Genomic DNA, 15,266 nt, shown 5'->3' on the forward strand with positions numbered 1-15,266 from the left:
CTTCTATAGCTTAGTGGTAAAGGAAAGCAAAACCTATCACGGGAAGGATAAATTCCGCCTAAAAAATAAAAATATGGGAAGCGATTATTGGGCAAGCTTATAGAGCGCTTCAATGAGTAAAACCAAGCCCGTGACCAAACTCGCGCAAATAACACAGACCATAATCAATTTAATGCCTTTATTTGATTTCATAGGATGAATTTAATGTTTATCTTTCATTTGGCTGTAACAATTGTTACGATGTTAAGCTAAAAAAAGCATTATTTTTGAAATATAATCGAATCTAGACCGTTGATCGATGAAAAGACGAAACTTTGTTAAAAAAACCTCTGGAAGCGCTTTAGCCACATTAATAGGCACTAATATTGTATTTGGAGCAAAAATGCCTAAAGACTATATGCCCTTAGGAGCACAAGATCCTGATCCTTTTAGTTTGTTCAATAAAGATAAGGAAATGGTCCTGGTCAATGACAAACCTTGGAATATGGAAGCCAAGGCACATCTGTTGGACGATAGAATTACGCCCAATAAATATATGTTTATACGGAACAATGGCCTGGTTCCAGAAGGAAATTCGGCCTCGTCTTGGAAATTGACCATTGATGGAGAAGCCGTAAAACAACAGAAAAGCTATTCTTTGACAGAATTAAAATCAAAATTTAAGCAATATTCCTATCAATTGACTTTGGAATGTGGGGGGAATGGAAGAAGTGAATTTAATCCGCCCGCCAAAGGGAATCAATGGACCATAGGAGCCGTATCTTGTGCATTGTGGACGGGTGTACGCCTACGGGATGTATTGGAAGATGCCGGAATTAAGGATAATGCAGTGTATATTGGCTATCATGCGGCTGACCAACATTTGAGTAGGGACCCCAATAAGGAAGCTATCTCCAGAGGTGTTCCTATGGCCAAGGCATTGCAGGAGGAAACGCTTTTGGCGTTTCAAATGAATGGGGAAGATATTCCTCTGGCACATGGCTATCCATTGCGATTGATTGCCGGGGGTTGGCCTGCTTCGGCTTCTGGAAAATGGATCAATAGGCTAAGTATTCGAGATCGAGTGCATGATGGAGCAAAAATGACGGGTACCGCATACAGAGTACCGTGTAAGACGGTTGCTCCAGGAGAAAAAGTGAAAGAAGAAGATATGTGTATTATTGAATCCATGCCCGTGAAATCTTTGATTACGTATCCCAAATCTGGAGCAATACTACAAGAAGGACGATCTTTAGAAATTAGGGGGCATGCTTGGGCAGGGGAACGCGAGGTCAAACAGATGGAATATTCAATAGATTTTGGAGCTACCTGGACTAGTTGTACTCTAGAAAAGCCAGTGAATAGATTGGCTTGGCAGCATTTTTCAGCACGCATTAATTTTCCAAAAAAAGGATATTATGAAGTTTGGGCGAAGGCTACGGATTCAGAAAATATCGGACAACCTATGCTGGTCCCGGGTTGGAACCCTAAAGGATATTTAAATAATGCCTGCCACAGGATTGCGGTTAAAGTAACTTAAAAAATAGAGGCCAACCATAACCAAAGAACCAAAAAATACATTACTAAAAGATTACAGAAACAATGAAGTTGTATTGGGATGCTTTAATTCAAGGGTTTAATGGTACCGTTCAATGGACCTGGAGGTCTATTTTATTTGATGTGCCTTGGTACGAGAATTATTTTTGGGGATTGATCCTGATTTCTCTTTTGATCTGGGGATTGGAAATTGTATTCCCCTGGCGAAAAAACCAGTCTATTTTTAGAAAGGATTTTTGGTTGGATGGTTTTTATATGTTCTTCAATTTTTTTGCCTTTTCCATTATCATTAGTGGTGTATATAAAATGTTGGGCGTTCTTTTCAGTGATATCGGTATTACCTCTAAAAGTTTGGCTTTGATCAATATTTCGGATTGGCCTATGTGGGGACAACTGTTGATCTTTTTTATTGTATTGGATTTTGTACAGTGGTTTACCCATGTATTGTTACATCGATATCCTTTTTTATGGCAATTTCATCAAGTTCATCACTCTGTTAAAGAAATGGGTTTTGCAGCGCACTTGAGATACCATTGGATGGAAAACATTTTATACAAACCGTTGAAAACCTTTGGAATCATGATTTTGGGCGGGTTTGAACCAGAACAAGCCTATGTGGTACATTTTTTGGCCATTACCATTGGACATTTCAACCACTCCAACATTAAACTCACTTGGGGCCCCTTAAAGTATGTATTGAACAATCCTGTGATGCATTTGTATCATCATGTGTATGCTTTGCCAGAGGGCAAACACGGCGTAAATTATGGGATTAGCCTTAGTTTATGGGATTATATTTTTAAGACCAATTATATCCCTGAAGATAGCGGGACCATAGAATTGGGATTTGAGGGAGATGAACATTTTCCGAAAAACTTTTGGGGTCAGCTCATTTATGGTTTTTCAAAAAAAAGTCAAAAATAAAACCCCTGGATATTACGGTTTAACTATATCCAAGGGTTTTTTTATGCTTAGATGCGTTGTTCCTTATTGCACAACAATAGGGAAAGTAACGTCTACATCGGTAGAACCTCCTGCATTGGTGATATCTCCATCGGATACCCCGGCTGCATTTTTATCCAATAAATGACGTAAGATAATTTGAAGACTTCCAGTACTGGCGTCTCCTGTTGTCAATGTAAAATTGATGCCAATTGGATTTCCATCAGCATCCATATCCGTATAGTTCACAGTTAAGGTAGCATTTCCTACAACTTGGAAAAAGAATTGGTGTTCATCATCTTCTTCGGCCACTTCTTCTGTAATATCCTCTGCAGGACTCTCCATTTCGTTCAATAACTCCACCGTTCCGGTATAGGACATATTGGCTGCCAATGCAGGAGCAGTGATCACAGGGTCGTTAGGCCCTTCCCCATCCAAGTCTTGGCTAGTCAATACAATATCACTTCCTGTAGTAGGACTTAGTGTTAAATTCACAGTGGTAATGACTTCTTCTTCATTTACGGGTGCTGGCGCCGCGTCGTCATCACTTGAACACGAAAAAATAGCAAATGTTCCGAAAGTAATCAATAGCAATTTAAAAAGCTTCATAGTAGTAAAATTTAAATTAGTAATTAAGAATTAAGTTTATTTTAAAATTTCTTCCCAAATCGTCTGCAAAAAAGCGGAATCGATTTAGATATTGTCGGTAATCGGTATTCAAAATATTGTCTACCCCTAGACCCAATTGCATGGATAGAGGACCATTCAGTATGTTTATAGATGAATTAAAATGCAGAAGGTGATAGGATGGAGGAGGAGTGCTGACATCTACAAGGGTCTGCACAAATTCGTTGTTCACCACCACCGGTGCAAAGAAATTATTATCTGGAAACCGCTGTTGTTCCAGATGAAGCTCACTTTTGAGGCTTATTTGTAAATCGTTCCACTTTGCGTTGCGATAGGTCAGGGTATTGAACCAATTTGGAGGGGGAATATTGATCAAAGGTCTATTGCGTTCCGTATCATCGCCCTGTAAAAAAGAAAAGCTGGAAACAAAATCAAAATGGGAGTCAATAGTATAGGCTAAATCGATATCGGCTCCGAACAAACGCGCATCATTTTGCAAATATTCAAAAACCTGAAATACTCCTCTGTTTGTAGCAATGACATCCGTAGGTTCCAAGACAATAAAGTCCTTTACAAAATTCACATAAGGCGTAACCTCTAACTGCAGTTTATCTTGAGCTAAGGGAAGGGTCAAACCAAGGGATATTTTGTTGGAAATTTCCGAATCAATACGAAGATCCCCCAATTCAAATGCCGCGGAGGACTGATTAAGTCCTTCACTGAACAATTCCGAAGCATTTGGGGCTCTACTGGCCAGTCCATAATTTAAGCGTAAATCAATACCCTTTCCAAGGTCCCAGGCCAGTCCTGCTACTGCAGAGAAATTGGTATAATCAAATACGGGATTGGTCAACAACTGGGTGCCAATATCTTGGGTTACGAGTTCCGGAAAGTCAATGTTATAGCCTCGATCCTCCCAAAAACTGGTCCGATAGAACTTTTGGGCATCGATTTGCGAGAAATCCACGCGCCCTCCTAAATCCAGTTCCCATGAAGCGCCCAACCTATAATTTAAGCCAGCAAAAAGACCAAGATTAAACCGTTCATAATCTGGAATTACACGGCGTACACCGGTTTCAGGGTTTGCGAAATTTTCTTGATAAAGCCCGCTGACCCCCACATTTAACTTCATATGCTCGCGAGCATCAAAATCAAAAAGAACATCCAAGCTATGCGTGCTTAATTCCAGGTCTACCGTAGGAATGTCATCCCGATCTCCACGTCTATTATCAAATTCTTGTCTATCATTGAATTGATATGCATATTGCAGACTTAGTTTACCAAGTCCTTGAAATCGAAAAAACGATTTTGCCTTAAGCAGATGGTGTGCTACTTCCTGTCGCGGAGGAGCAATGGTATACGTAAAATCTCCAATAAAAAAAGGTTCGGGAGCATTAATGGCATTGACCAAATCTGTAATATTTCCAAAATCGGCGGCTCTTAAGATGCCTATTCTAGTGCTGAGATAGCTATAATACAATTCTGCTCCATAGGTGAATTTATTGATGCCCAAATTCAGTGACACTGCCTTTAAATCCGTTCCAGTATTTGACAATAAGTAATCCGGAGCTTCAAAATCCCCAAAACGCTTATAGGTACCTTGAAGGCGCAGTCCGAAGCCATTTTTAAAACCCTTGTCCACGCTAGTACTTACGGAACCACCCCGTCCATTACTGGCACCCGAAATCAATGTTTTCCCAAAAATGGTGTCCTTTCGGGCAAGGGGTTTTGGTTGGGCCAAAACAATGCCGCCTATGGCATCCCCTCCGTATTGCAAGGCTCCTGATCCTTTTACGACCGTCAATCTTTCAGCAGTATTCAAATCTACGTTAGGCGCATGTTCTATACCCCATTCTTGATCTTGCAATCGAACATTGTTGGTAATAATTAAGATTCTGCTGCTGTTCAATCCTTGGATGACTGGCTTTACAATAGTACTCCCCGTATTTAGGGAAGACACACCACTAATTTCTTTCAAAGCATCTCCCAAGGAAGCGGAAGTGTATTGCTCTATCTTGGCTGTGCCTAAAGATTGGGTGTTCACCGTTTTGGCTACTTCTTTGTTGTTCTCACCGGTAACGGTTACTTCTCCAAGTTTTTCAAGGTGATGTTCCAATGTTATTTTTTGAAAGGTATCTCCCTCAATAAGAATGCTGATGATTCTAGAAGTACATTCTGGGTGGAAGACTTCTATTTCATAGGTCCCATTGCATAGTCCTTTGAGGCTAAATTTTCCGTTTATATCGGAAGAAGTAGCCTTGCTCAGTCCAATAAACTCAATGGTAGCGCCTACCAGAGGAGTTTTATCGTGGAAATCCACAATTTCTCCCTTAAAACTATAGGTGCAGTCCTGTGCAAACAAGTTGGAAAAGTGCACTATAAAAAACAGTGCAAAAGATAAAAATCTCATTATAAATGATTAGAATTGAAAATAAACATCACTTTTGGGTATAAAAACGATGTTTCAGCTAGGGAATTTAATCTAGTGCAGGAGGAGGCCTGCCATATAGGGTATGGCATACTTTGGGCAGAACTAAGGTAAATACAGTATTAAAACGTTCTTCACTGATAGGAATAAATTCAACTGTATTTGGAAGAATGATTTGTGGCGGGGTAGAGAGTTCTACATCTTGACTATGAATGGCCACATCACAAATAGAACATTGTTCTACAGAGTCGTCATTTTGATGTGAATATACATGCAGCGCAGAAACCTTGAATACCATCAAGGTAAAAAGCACAAAGCTTGCCAGTATTTTTTTTTGGCTATAATTCACAGGACAAATTTATGTAATCTAATAGGCCCATATATGTTAAAGAAATCATAAGATTTTTTTGATGCCCCTAAATAACAGGGAAAAGCGGACATTTCATGCCTTTAAGTTCAGGGTTTACTGAATAAGAATCCTAACCCCATTCTACTCAGCATCTTTTTCTCGAACCCCCAGAAAAATTTAAATTGCCCGAACAACCATCCAAAAATAACCAATAAAAATTGATAAATAGGAAAAATAACAAGAATCCGAATCGTCCAATAGAGTACTGAAAAATACCAATCTTCGGCAAAAATTTCTCGTGTAAACCCTAAAAACTCCAATACGGGACGCGCAATTTTAACGGAAGTAGATCCGGTGACTGCGAAAACAAGAAGTATCATTAAAATATCGAAATTGGAATTGATTCCCCAACGTTGCTTTAATTTTTCCATGGAAATTTTACAAAATTGCTGCAAAGATAAACTTAAATCCGTGGAATGAAAGGCCCAAGGCGCTGATTATATCTTCTTTGGAAAAAAATGAAGTAATTGTAGAGCTTATAATTTACTTCATAACCGTAATCAATGGAAGAATTATAATTGATTCGTTGTTCGTACAGATTAGGATTAAAGAGCTGTGGCTGCAATACGCGTTGATTCCAATTGATTACAAGTATGCGGTTCCTATTTTCCAAAAAGGATTGGGAATAAAAACCTTCCGGGCGAGCAATACTTTGCAACCAGAAATTAAAACCGGGCTCTATGATGATAATTTCATATTCTGTCTTATCACTGGAAATGGTAATGGTATCCCCTTCGGTCTGATTAAAGGCGATTTTTTCTTCATCCGTTACGGTAATGCTCTTTTTGGCGCTATTACAGCTCCCAAGGAAGAGCATGCAGACAAGGCCAGAGAGTGCCAATGGAATACATATCTTTTTCATAGCGATAATATACAAAAAAACCACTCACAGTGCAGGAGTGGTTTTGTTAAATATCGTTAAGGTTTTATGGACTATTTTCCAAAAAGACCCCCGAGAAGACCGCCTAGGCCTCCTTTGCTTTTTTGATTTCCCCCTCCTAGGACCATTCCGGCAACATCGTCTAAAATACTACCGTCTCCATCGGAATCCAGAAAAGATTCAATGAGGGATTGTTGTTTCCCGGCATTGCTTCCTCCACCGAGCATACCGCCCAATAAATCTCCCAATCCATTGGAATCGCTAACATTATTTTGTCGGGTCTGTTTTCCCAGCATTCCCATTAATAGGGGGGCAGCTACCTTTAGAATAGTGCCAATGGTTCCGGCATCCATTCCTGATTTCTGACTTAAGGCATTTTCTACTCTGGGTTGACTTCCTCCCAACACATGGCCTAGTATCCCGGCACCATCATCCATCACAGATTGATCTACACCTCCACCGAAGAGACCACTTAAATTGTCAAGTACACTTCCATCATGTTTACTGTTCAAGGCATTCAAAAGCCCATCGGCACCTTCAGGAGTAGAGGCATTCCTTTTCATAGCTCCCATAAGCACAGGAAGGGCCATGGATAGGACACCACTAGTTTTATCGGCGGATTGTCCTGTTTGTTGTGCAACCCCGCTAATCAATTGTTTGCCCATAGGGCTGTTTAATAAATCCAGTATTCCAGACATTCTATAGTTATTTAATGGTTAATCTAATATATTTTGACCTCAATGTATGAAAAATAATGGATTGAATACTCCAAAAACCATTATTTCAGTAAATCTATGATTTGAGAAGCCAATTCTTCTCCGATTCTATCTTGAGCTTCTCCAGTGGCAGCTCCAATATGTGGGGTCAAGGAAATATTTGGATGCATTAAAATCTTTATTTCAGGAGAGGGCTCAGATTCAAAAACATCCAAACCTGCAAAAGCAACTTTTTTGCTCTCTAGAGCATTAATTAGGGCTACTTCGTCAATAACACCACCTCTGGCGGCGTTTACAACGCCAACACCATTTTTCATAAGGTCAAACTCCTTTTGACCAATGATATACTCTTTTTGAGCAGGAACATGCAGACTTATAAAGTCGGCCTCCCGTAAAACATCTTCCTTAGTACTGTTATTAAGCTCAAAGGATACGGATTGTCCATCAAAAAAAGATACTTCAACGCTTGCTTTTTCCATAAAAGGATCAAAAAACACGACTTTCATACCAACCCCTAAGGCAATTTTTGCAGTGGCTTGGCCAATTCTTCCAAAACCAATAACTCCTAGAGTTTTACCTCTAAGTTCAATGCCTTTGGCGTAGGCCTTTTTCAGCTCTTTAAACTTATTGTCCCCATCCAAGGGCATATTTCTATTGGCATCATATAAAAAACGAACACCTCCGAACAAATGGGCGAATACCAATTCGGCCACGGAAGAGGAAGAAGCTGCCGGGGTATTGATGACATGCAATCCCTTTTCCTTGGCATAGGCAACATCAATATTATCCATGCCTACGCCTCCACGACCAATGAGTTTCAATGAACTGCAACTATCAATAATATCTTTCCTTACTTTTGTGGCACTGCGTACCAAAAGTCCCGTAATATTGTTCTTGTTGATATAATCGATCAATTGTTCTTGAGCTACTTTGGTAGTGATTACTTCAAAACCTCCTTCTTGTAAGGCAGATACTCCTGTTTGAGAAATACCATCGTTTGCTAATATTTTCATTTTTTTGGAAATTTAAGATTTTGTGGTTGTTGCATTTAACGAATAAACTTAAAACTAATAAGCTCGTACAACATACCCTATTTTATATACAATGTATCAAAATGGAATACTTATCCTTTGCGCTCCATTTCGCTCATAATATCCACTAAGACACCCACGCTTTCCAAAGAAAGGGCATTGTAGATGGAGGCCCTATATCCTCCAACAGAGCGGTGGCCGTTCAATCCATTGATTCCTGCTTCTTTCCAGAGCGCATCAAAAGTATCCTTTAAGCGATCATCACTAAGATTAAAAGTAACGTTCATATTGGAACGGTCTTCTTTATTGGCAAAGCCATTAAAAACAGGATTCAAATCAATTTCCGAATACAATAATTGTGCTTTTTTGGCATTGATTTCTTCAATAGCGGATATGCCTCCCAGGTTCTTTAACCATTGTAGGGTGAGCATTGATACGTAAACGGGAAATACGGGAGGCGTGTTAAACATACTATCCTTTCCAATATGTACTTTATAATCCAACATCGATGGGATTTTTCGGGAAACCTTCCCAAGAAGTTCCTCTTTAACAACAACCAATGTGGTTCCCGCAGGTCCCATATTTTTCTGGGCTCCGGCATAAATCAAATCGAATTTTGAAAAATCCAGCGTTCTGGAAAAAATGTCGGAACTCATATCACAGACCAAAGGGGTATTGACTTCAGGGAACTTCTTCATCTGCGTTCCAAAAATGGTATTGTTAGAGGTCAAATGCAAATAGTCCAATCCGTCTGGAACAACATAACCTTTGGGGATATAATTAAAGTTTTCGTCTTTGGAAGATCCCACTTCAATTATTTCTCCGAAGAGCTTTGCTTCTTTAATGGCCTTATCGCTCCACGTACCCGTATTTAAATAACCTGCTTTGGTTTCCAAGAGGTTGTAGGCTACCATTAAAAACTCCATACTTGCTCCCCCTTGTAGGAACAGGGCTTTATACCCTTTGTCTTCCAAATCCAATAATTCCAAGGCCAGAGCTCTTGCATTTTCCATGACCTCCACAAATTCCTTACTTCGATGTGATATTTCAATTAAGGATAATCCAAGCCCATTAAAATCCATGATGGATTCTGAAGCTTTCAAAAGAACTTCTTGAGGTAAGATACAAGGACCGGCACTAAAATTATGTTTTTTCATTGATCAAAAGATTTAAGTGCCAAAGATCATAAAATTATAACAAAACCAAGCAACAGATAATCAAATATTATCCGCGTGTTTTTAACAAGAATTCCATAGTATCGACCTCATCTGCATAATCGTTCAATTTTGGATGCTGTGTTTGTCCAAAATCAACCTCTTTATCCGTAAAACCATGGGAAACGATACATTGTAATTGGTCCTTATCATTCTTTAATCGCAATTGCAGTGCCTCCAAAGAGTCATAGGTTTCATAGAATACCGTTGCAATGGGTGAAGCATAACTTTTATCTTCCTTGATCATAAGAAAACCATTGTCCAAAATATCAAATTCACTCATGAGATATACCGCTTTATTATAGTCATAATTATTGGCATATTTAATTTGATTGATAATGGGGTGATGCGGGTACATCGCCTGAAAAAAGGCATCAAAATCATACTCCTTTGGAACAAAGAGTTTGGACACGCTACGGCAACCCAATCCATAATAGCAGAAAATGTCTTTACTCAATGCTTCCAATTGTTCCTTAGTCTCCGTGCCCTGAAGTACGGCCACTGAATTCCTGTTCTTGCGGATAATATGAGGTTTTTTTCCAAAATAATGCTCAAAATAACGCGAGGTATTATTACTGCCCGTAGCAATAACGGCATCAAAGTTTTCCAATTGGCCTTCCGAAAATAGGATGCTATCCTTTAAGGAGGGCATAATATGGCAGAGATAGTGGCTAATAAAGGGAATTAAGAGGGTGTCATTGGAAGAGAGCTTTACCAGGACATGATTTCCAGAAAGCAAAACACAAAGAAAATCATGAAAGCCAACGAGGGGAATATTCCCCGCCATGATCAAAGCTACGGTTTTAGGCGGTTTTTCCACTAGGGAATACGCATTGAGCCAGGCGTTCAGTTTTTCTGCTTTTAAGACATTGGCCCACTCCTGAATGCTAAAAACAACTTGTGCTGTGGTAAACCAACCGTTTTGATGTTTGGCCTGACGTATTTTTTCATCAAATTCCTGATGCCAAAAATCACTATTTTTATCACTGCCTTGTGGATTGTTGTGATATTCACAAAATCCTTGGAAGAATTCCCCAAGTTTAACAAAAGCTTGTATTCTTTCTTGATGGTCCGTCATTATATTTGTGCAAAATTTTAATAGGGCTTACCTTTGTGCAAAAGTAAGCATTAGAAAAATAAAATTATGGCAATCATTATAACAGACGAGTGTATTAATTGTGGGGCATGTGAACCAGAATGTCCCAATACAGCTATCTATGAAGGGGCCGATGAATGGCGTTATAGTGACGGAACATCTTTGACGGGAGACATTGTACTGCCCGACGGGAAGGAAGTCAACGCAGACGAAGTCCAGGAACCAATAAGTGATGAAGTATACTATATTTCACCCGATAAATGTACAGAATGTATGGGCTTTCATGAGGAGCCACAATGTGCGGCAGTATGTCCTGTAGATTGTTGTGTTCCAGATGAAGATCGTGTGGAAAGCGAGGAAGAATTATTGGGAAAACAAAAATTCATGCATCCGGACGGATAAACAACGGTTTATATAAAATATGGAAAACCCGATGTACTATCGGGTTTTTTTATGGCGTGAATTTTACTTTTACAAAACGTTGATTTTTTAAATTATCGATATCCTGACCGAAAAGTAAGAGCGTGTTTTCATCGATCCAGTTGCTTAAACCCGGACGAATGGTAATGCCCTCCATTTCTGTTTTATCGGTGAGCATTTTTCTTTCATAGTGGCCGTCCGCGTGTATTTTAGCCGCAATCAAGGCACTTCCTTGCGTAAAAGCGTTGATTACCGAACCATTGGAATGGTTCAAGTTTTCTAGGTTGCCATTGTAAATCAAGAACGTGGCATCGTCTTTTGGAATGGTTAAATAAGAAGAGTAGATGGCCACATTTCGTTTCTGTTGTTTTTTACCGATAGCATTGGACCACTGCATTTTTCCAGATTCATCCAATTGAAAAACGGCCAAATTTTCATGATAATAGGTGGTGCTGTTATAGATGGTCTGGGAGTGTATTTGCTCGGCCAGGAAAAGCGATCCGCCCGATGCGAGTTCCATACTTTTGTTCAGAATATAATAGGGCGCTTCAAATGTATTCTCCTGAACTTTTTTCATTACTTTTTTTTGTCGTTTTCCTTCAGGCATAAGTTTGGTGAAAAAATCGGCATCAAGCGGATTGAATTGCGAGTATAGTACGGTTCCATCCTGTACATTTATTTTGGTCTGGAAAATACCTTTTAAGCCGTACATATTTTTATCGGAATAGAGGGAGGAGAGTAGCAGGTGTCCATCATCTTTCATAACGCAGCTCAGATAGCGCAGATGTTTTCCGTCCGCGGGAATGGTCGCTAATTTTTCCAAGGTCCCATCTTTGATACGATATAAGATATGCTCATATTGTTTCTTGCCTTCCAAGGCAACAATATTGGAACCAAAGTAGTTTTTTCCCAGCACTAAAATTTCATCGTCATTTCCTTTAAGTACCTTATATAAGGTAAACTGCTTATTGGTATAGGGAAGTTCAAATTCATTTTCGTTGATCAGATTAAAATCCGTGTCAAAGTGCTGCAGTTTTACCCGCTGCATTTCCTTGTTCTTATTGGGGATGGTATAAAAAAGTTGAAACGTATTGGTTTCCGGATCAGGAAAAAAACTGGCACCGGTATATCGGGCACTTTTGGAATCATTTTTTATTTCGGTCAGGAAACGCTTTTCACCTAGGGAAAAAGCTTCAAGATCTACGTTTTGATAATAATAAGATTTTCCAGTATCGCTTAATTCTGTCCAGACATGAACAATTTTATCCTCAAATTGGGCAATACCCACGGTTCTTCGCTTTTCCTCGGTTTCGTTTAAGTCGATTTCCTGTCCTGTAGGGGTAAGGTTCAGATTGAATTTACGGATAGATTGCTTGCCTTGACCAAAACGCCCTCTGGAATAGAGCACATAGAATCCATCCTCATCATTGCCCAGTATTTCCAAGGGGATTTCCCGAGTATCATTTTTAAATACCGCTCCGAATTCCAGCGTAGGGAAATCCGGGGATTCCTGTGCCAGAAGTGGAAATGTTATCAGATAAAAGAAGACAATGATGCAGTTGTGTTTGAAGTATTTTTGCATGACAGTTCGGTTTGGTACCTTAAAAATAAGATATTAGTTAGAAAATTTACCTGATTTTAAGATAAAGATTGAAGCTGGTTCAAGACCTGGAAATGATCATCGTAGTTTCTTGAAAAAAGAAATTAAGAGGCCCAGGCAAAGGGAAAGAACTTCCTATAGTGTTTTTAAACACTTAATAGTATCTTTGCACCCGAAATACGGAAAGTGGAGGTACCAACCTTACTTTTAATCTTTAGCATCTTAAATTATGAAAGCAGGTATTGTAGGATTGCCCAATGTAGGAAAATCGACACTTTTTAATTGTTTATCCAATGCGAAAGCCCAGAGCGCGAACTTCCCTTTTTGTACCATTGAACCTAATATTGGGGTGGTCAATGTTCCCGATGCCCGATTGGAGAAATTGGAGGAATTGGTGCATCCCGAGCGTGTACTTCCGGCTACGGTAGAAATCGTGGATATTGCAGGTTTGGTGAAAGGAGCTAGTAAAGGAGAAGGATTGGGAAATCAGTTTTTAGGAAATATACGGGAAACCGATGCTATTTTGCACGTGTTGCGTTGTTTTGATAATGATAATATTGTTCATGTAGATGGTTCCGTGGATCCTATTCGGGATAAGGAAACTATAGATATGGAACTACAGTTAAAAGACCTTGAAACTGTTGAAAAAAAATTGGATAAAGTAAAGCGTGCTGCCAAAACAGGCAATAAGGAAGCGCAGAAGGAGGAAGCTGTTTTAATGCAGCTCAAGGAAGGACTTGAAGCGGGAACCTCGGTGCGGGCCATTGCCATTGGTGATGATGAACGCATGGAATATGTTCGCCCACTACAATTCATTACGGATAAGCCCGTATTATATGTTTGTAATGTAGATGAAGGTGCAGCCGTATCCGGGAATGCTTATGTTGATAGCGTAAGGGAGGCCGTTGCCCATGAGAATGCGGAAGTTATTGTTTTGGCCGTTGGAACGGAGGCAGATATTACCGAATTGGAAACCTATGAGGAACGTCAAATGTTCTTGGAAGATCTAGGTTTGGAAGAACCGGGCTCTGCCAAACTGATTAGAGGTGCGTATAAACTACTGGATTTAGAGACCTATTTTACGGCTGGAGTAAAAGAAGTCCGTGCATGGACCATTCCTGTTGGAGCCACGGCACCGCAAGCAGCAGGAGTAATTCATACAGATTTTGAAAAAGGGTTCATTAGGGCAGAGGTAATTGCGTATGATGATTATATCACGTATGGGAGTGAACCTAAGGTAAAAGAAGCAGGGAAAATGCGGGTAGAGGGAAAAGAGTATATTGTGAAGGATGGAGATGTTATGCATTTTAGATTCAATGTATAACTACAGTTTTCTGTTTTTTTAACTACGCCATAGCATCTATTGAGGCGCTTGCAGTTTCATTAAAAGCATTTCATGTCTACAAATACATCGTACAAAGGCGTTGGAATAGCCTTTGCTATCTTAGGGGTGGTCCTGTTTTCGGCAAAGGCCGTGATGGTGAAATTGGCCTATACCTATCAGATAGATCATCTTAGTTTGCTCCTATTTAGAATGCTATTTGCCTTGCCATTCTATGTTTTTATTGCTTTTTGGAAAAAACCTTTACAGCCTGATCAAATTAGGAGTAAGGATTATTTGTGGATTTTTATCTTTGGTTTTTTCGGATATTATCTGGCAAGTCTTTTCGATTTTATGGGGCTTCAGTATATCAAGGCCGGTCTGGAACGTATTATTCTGTTTATCTATCCAACCGTTGTAGTGTTGCTTTCTTGGTTATTCTTTAAAAAACGACTTTCCAAAAAACAACGGATTGCCATTTTAATTACCTACCTGGGTGTCGTGGTTACCTTCTGGAATGAAATCACAATAGAGGGTGAATCTGTCTATTGGGGAGGCTTTTTGGTGCTGTTGAGTGCTATTACCTATGCTTCCTACCTTGTTGGGAGTGGTTGGTTGATTCCCAAATTTGGCGTGCTTCAATTTACCTCTTACGCCATGATGGTCTCCACATTGTGCATTTTTGTCCACTATAGTATGGTAGGGGACTTTAATTTATGGGATTATCCTAAGGAGGTGTATTTTCTGGGGATTGCCATGGCCATATTTTCAACTTTGCTTCCTTCTTTTTTGGTTTCGGCAGCTATTGGACGTTTAGGGGCAAATACCTTTTCCATATTTGGAAGTTTGGGACCGATATCTACCATTATTTTAGCATTCTTCTTTTTGGATGAACGGATTACGTGGATACAGGGGCTGGGCATGTTAATCGTTATTTTTGGTGTTACCCTGGTATCCCGAAAAAGCAAAAAATAATTATGGCAATTAAGGTAGGAATTAAATAAAACATCCCTCTTTACATCTCAAAAGACCTAATAGAGGGATGA

At 39.6% G+C, this 15,266-nt stretch carries 15 protein-coding genes; 5 read left to right on the forward strand and 10 right to left on the reverse strand.

What is annotated here, in order from left to right; translation table 11 throughout:
* Positions 1 to 298 precede the first annotated feature (298 nt).
* Positions 299 to 1,519: a sulfite oxidase gene (locus ACEXOE_RS10315; protein WP_394748698.1), complete on the forward strand. Its 1,221-nt coding sequence runs from the start codon at positions 299 to 301 to the stop codon at positions 1,517 to 1,519.
* A 62-nt stretch (positions 1,520 to 1,581) separates the two neighbouring features.
* Positions 1,582 to 2,460: a sterol desaturase family protein gene (locus tag ACEXOE_RS10320; RefSeq protein WP_394748699.1), complete on the forward strand. Its 879-nt coding sequence runs from the start codon at positions 1,582 to 1,584 to the stop codon at positions 2,458 to 2,460.
* A gap of 63 nt (positions 2,461 to 2,523) precedes the next feature.
* Here ACEXOE_RS10320 and ACEXOE_RS10325 read toward each other — a convergent pair whose 3' ends face one another.
* The 9 genes from ACEXOE_RS10325 to ACEXOE_RS10365 all read right to left on the reverse strand — a co-directional run bounded on the left by ACEXOE_RS10325 (position 2,524) and on the right by ACEXOE_RS10365 (position 10,861).
* Positions 2,524 to 3,087, reverse strand: a complete 564-nt coding sequence (locus ACEXOE_RS10325; RefSeq protein ID WP_394748700.1) for a type 1 periplasmic binding fold superfamily protein — start codon at positions 3,085 to 3,087, stop codon at positions 2,524 to 2,526.
* A gap of 16 nt (positions 3,088 to 3,103) precedes the next feature.
* A complete protein-coding gene (locus tag ACEXOE_RS10330) occupies positions 3,104 to 5,515 on the reverse strand; it encodes a TonB-dependent receptor (protein ID WP_394748701.1) in 2,412 nt (803 codons plus the stop codon).
* Positions 5,516 to 5,582: 67 nt separating this feature from the next.
* Positions 5,583 to 5,882: a hypothetical protein gene (locus tag ACEXOE_RS10335; protein WP_394748702.1), complete on the reverse strand. Its 300-nt coding sequence runs from the start codon at positions 5,880 to 5,882 to the stop codon at positions 5,583 to 5,585.
* Between the two features lie 107 nt (positions 5,883 to 5,989).
* Positions 5,990 to 6,313 carry a DUF6787 family protein gene (locus tag ACEXOE_RS10340; protein WP_394748703.1) on the reverse strand — a complete coding sequence of 108 codons (324 nt, stop codon included), beginning with the start codon at positions 6,311 to 6,313 and terminating at the stop codon, positions 5,990 to 5,992.
* 32 nt (positions 6,314 to 6,345) lie between these two features.
* Complete coding sequence (locus ACEXOE_RS10345) at positions 6,346 to 6,804, reverse strand: DUF6146 family protein (protein WP_394748704.1); 459 nt, start codon at positions 6,802 to 6,804, stop codon at positions 6,346 to 6,348.
* Between the two features lie 71 nt (positions 6,805 to 6,875).
* Positions 6,876 to 7,520, reverse strand: coding sequence for a DUF937 domain-containing protein (locus tag ACEXOE_RS10350; protein ID WP_394748705.1), 645 nt, complete (start codon positions 7,518 to 7,520; stop codon positions 6,876 to 6,878).
* Between the two features lie 80 nt (positions 7,521 to 7,600).
* Positions 7,601 to 8,551 (reverse strand): D-2-hydroxyacid dehydrogenase, encoded by a 951-nt coding sequence (locus ACEXOE_RS10355; protein ID WP_394748706.1) that lies wholly within the window; start codon positions 8,549 to 8,551, stop codon positions 7,601 to 7,603.
* Positions 8,552 to 8,661: 110 nt separating this feature from the next.
* Positions 8,662 to 9,726: a 3-phosphoserine/phosphohydroxythreonine transaminase gene (serC, locus tag ACEXOE_RS10360; protein ID WP_394748707.1), complete on the reverse strand. Its 1,065-nt coding sequence runs from the start codon at positions 9,724 to 9,726 to the stop codon at positions 8,662 to 8,664.
* Positions 9,727 to 9,793: 67 nt separating this feature from the next.
* Positions 9,794 to 10,861: an acyl-CoA reductase gene (locus ACEXOE_RS10365; RefSeq protein WP_394748708.1), complete on the reverse strand. Its 1,068-nt coding sequence runs from the start codon at positions 10,859 to 10,861 to the stop codon at positions 9,794 to 9,796.
* 66 nt (positions 10,862 to 10,927) lie between these two features.
* Between ACEXOE_RS10365 and ACEXOE_RS10370 the strand changes: the two genes are divergently transcribed.
* Positions 10,928 to 11,281 carry a 4Fe-4S dicluster domain-containing protein gene (locus tag ACEXOE_RS10370; RefSeq protein WP_394748709.1) on the forward strand — a complete coding sequence of 118 codons (354 nt, stop codon included), beginning with the start codon at positions 10,928 to 10,930 and terminating at the stop codon, positions 11,279 to 11,281.
* 49 nt (positions 11,282 to 11,330) lie between these two features.
* Here the strand turns inward: ACEXOE_RS10370 and ACEXOE_RS10375 are convergent, their stop codons facing one another.
* Positions 11,331 to 12,881, reverse strand: coding sequence for a hypothetical protein (locus ACEXOE_RS10375; RefSeq protein WP_394748710.1), 1,551 nt, complete (start codon positions 12,879 to 12,881; stop codon positions 11,331 to 11,333).
* Between the two features lie 247 nt (positions 12,882 to 13,128).
* Here ACEXOE_RS10375 and ychF point away from each other — a divergent pair, with 247 nt between their 5' ends.
* Both ychF and ACEXOE_RS10385 read left to right on the forward strand, forming a co-directional pair.
* Positions 13,129 to 14,223, forward strand: coding sequence for a redox-regulated ATPase YchF (gene ychF, locus ACEXOE_RS10380; RefSeq protein ID WP_394748711.1), 1,095 nt, complete (start codon positions 13,129 to 13,131; stop codon positions 14,221 to 14,223).
* Positions 14,224 to 14,295: 72 nt separating this feature from the next.
* Entirely contained in the window at positions 14,296 to 15,195 is a 900-nt protein-coding gene (locus ACEXOE_RS10385) for a DMT family transporter (RefSeq protein WP_394748712.1), read from the forward strand.
* Positions 15,196 to 15,266: the final 71 nt, after the last annotated feature.

This window comes from Spongiimicrobium salis (genome assembly GCF_043678055.1).
GTDB lineage: Bacteria > Bacteroidota > Bacteroidia > Flavobacteriales > Flavobacteriaceae > Spongiimicrobium > Spongiimicrobium salis.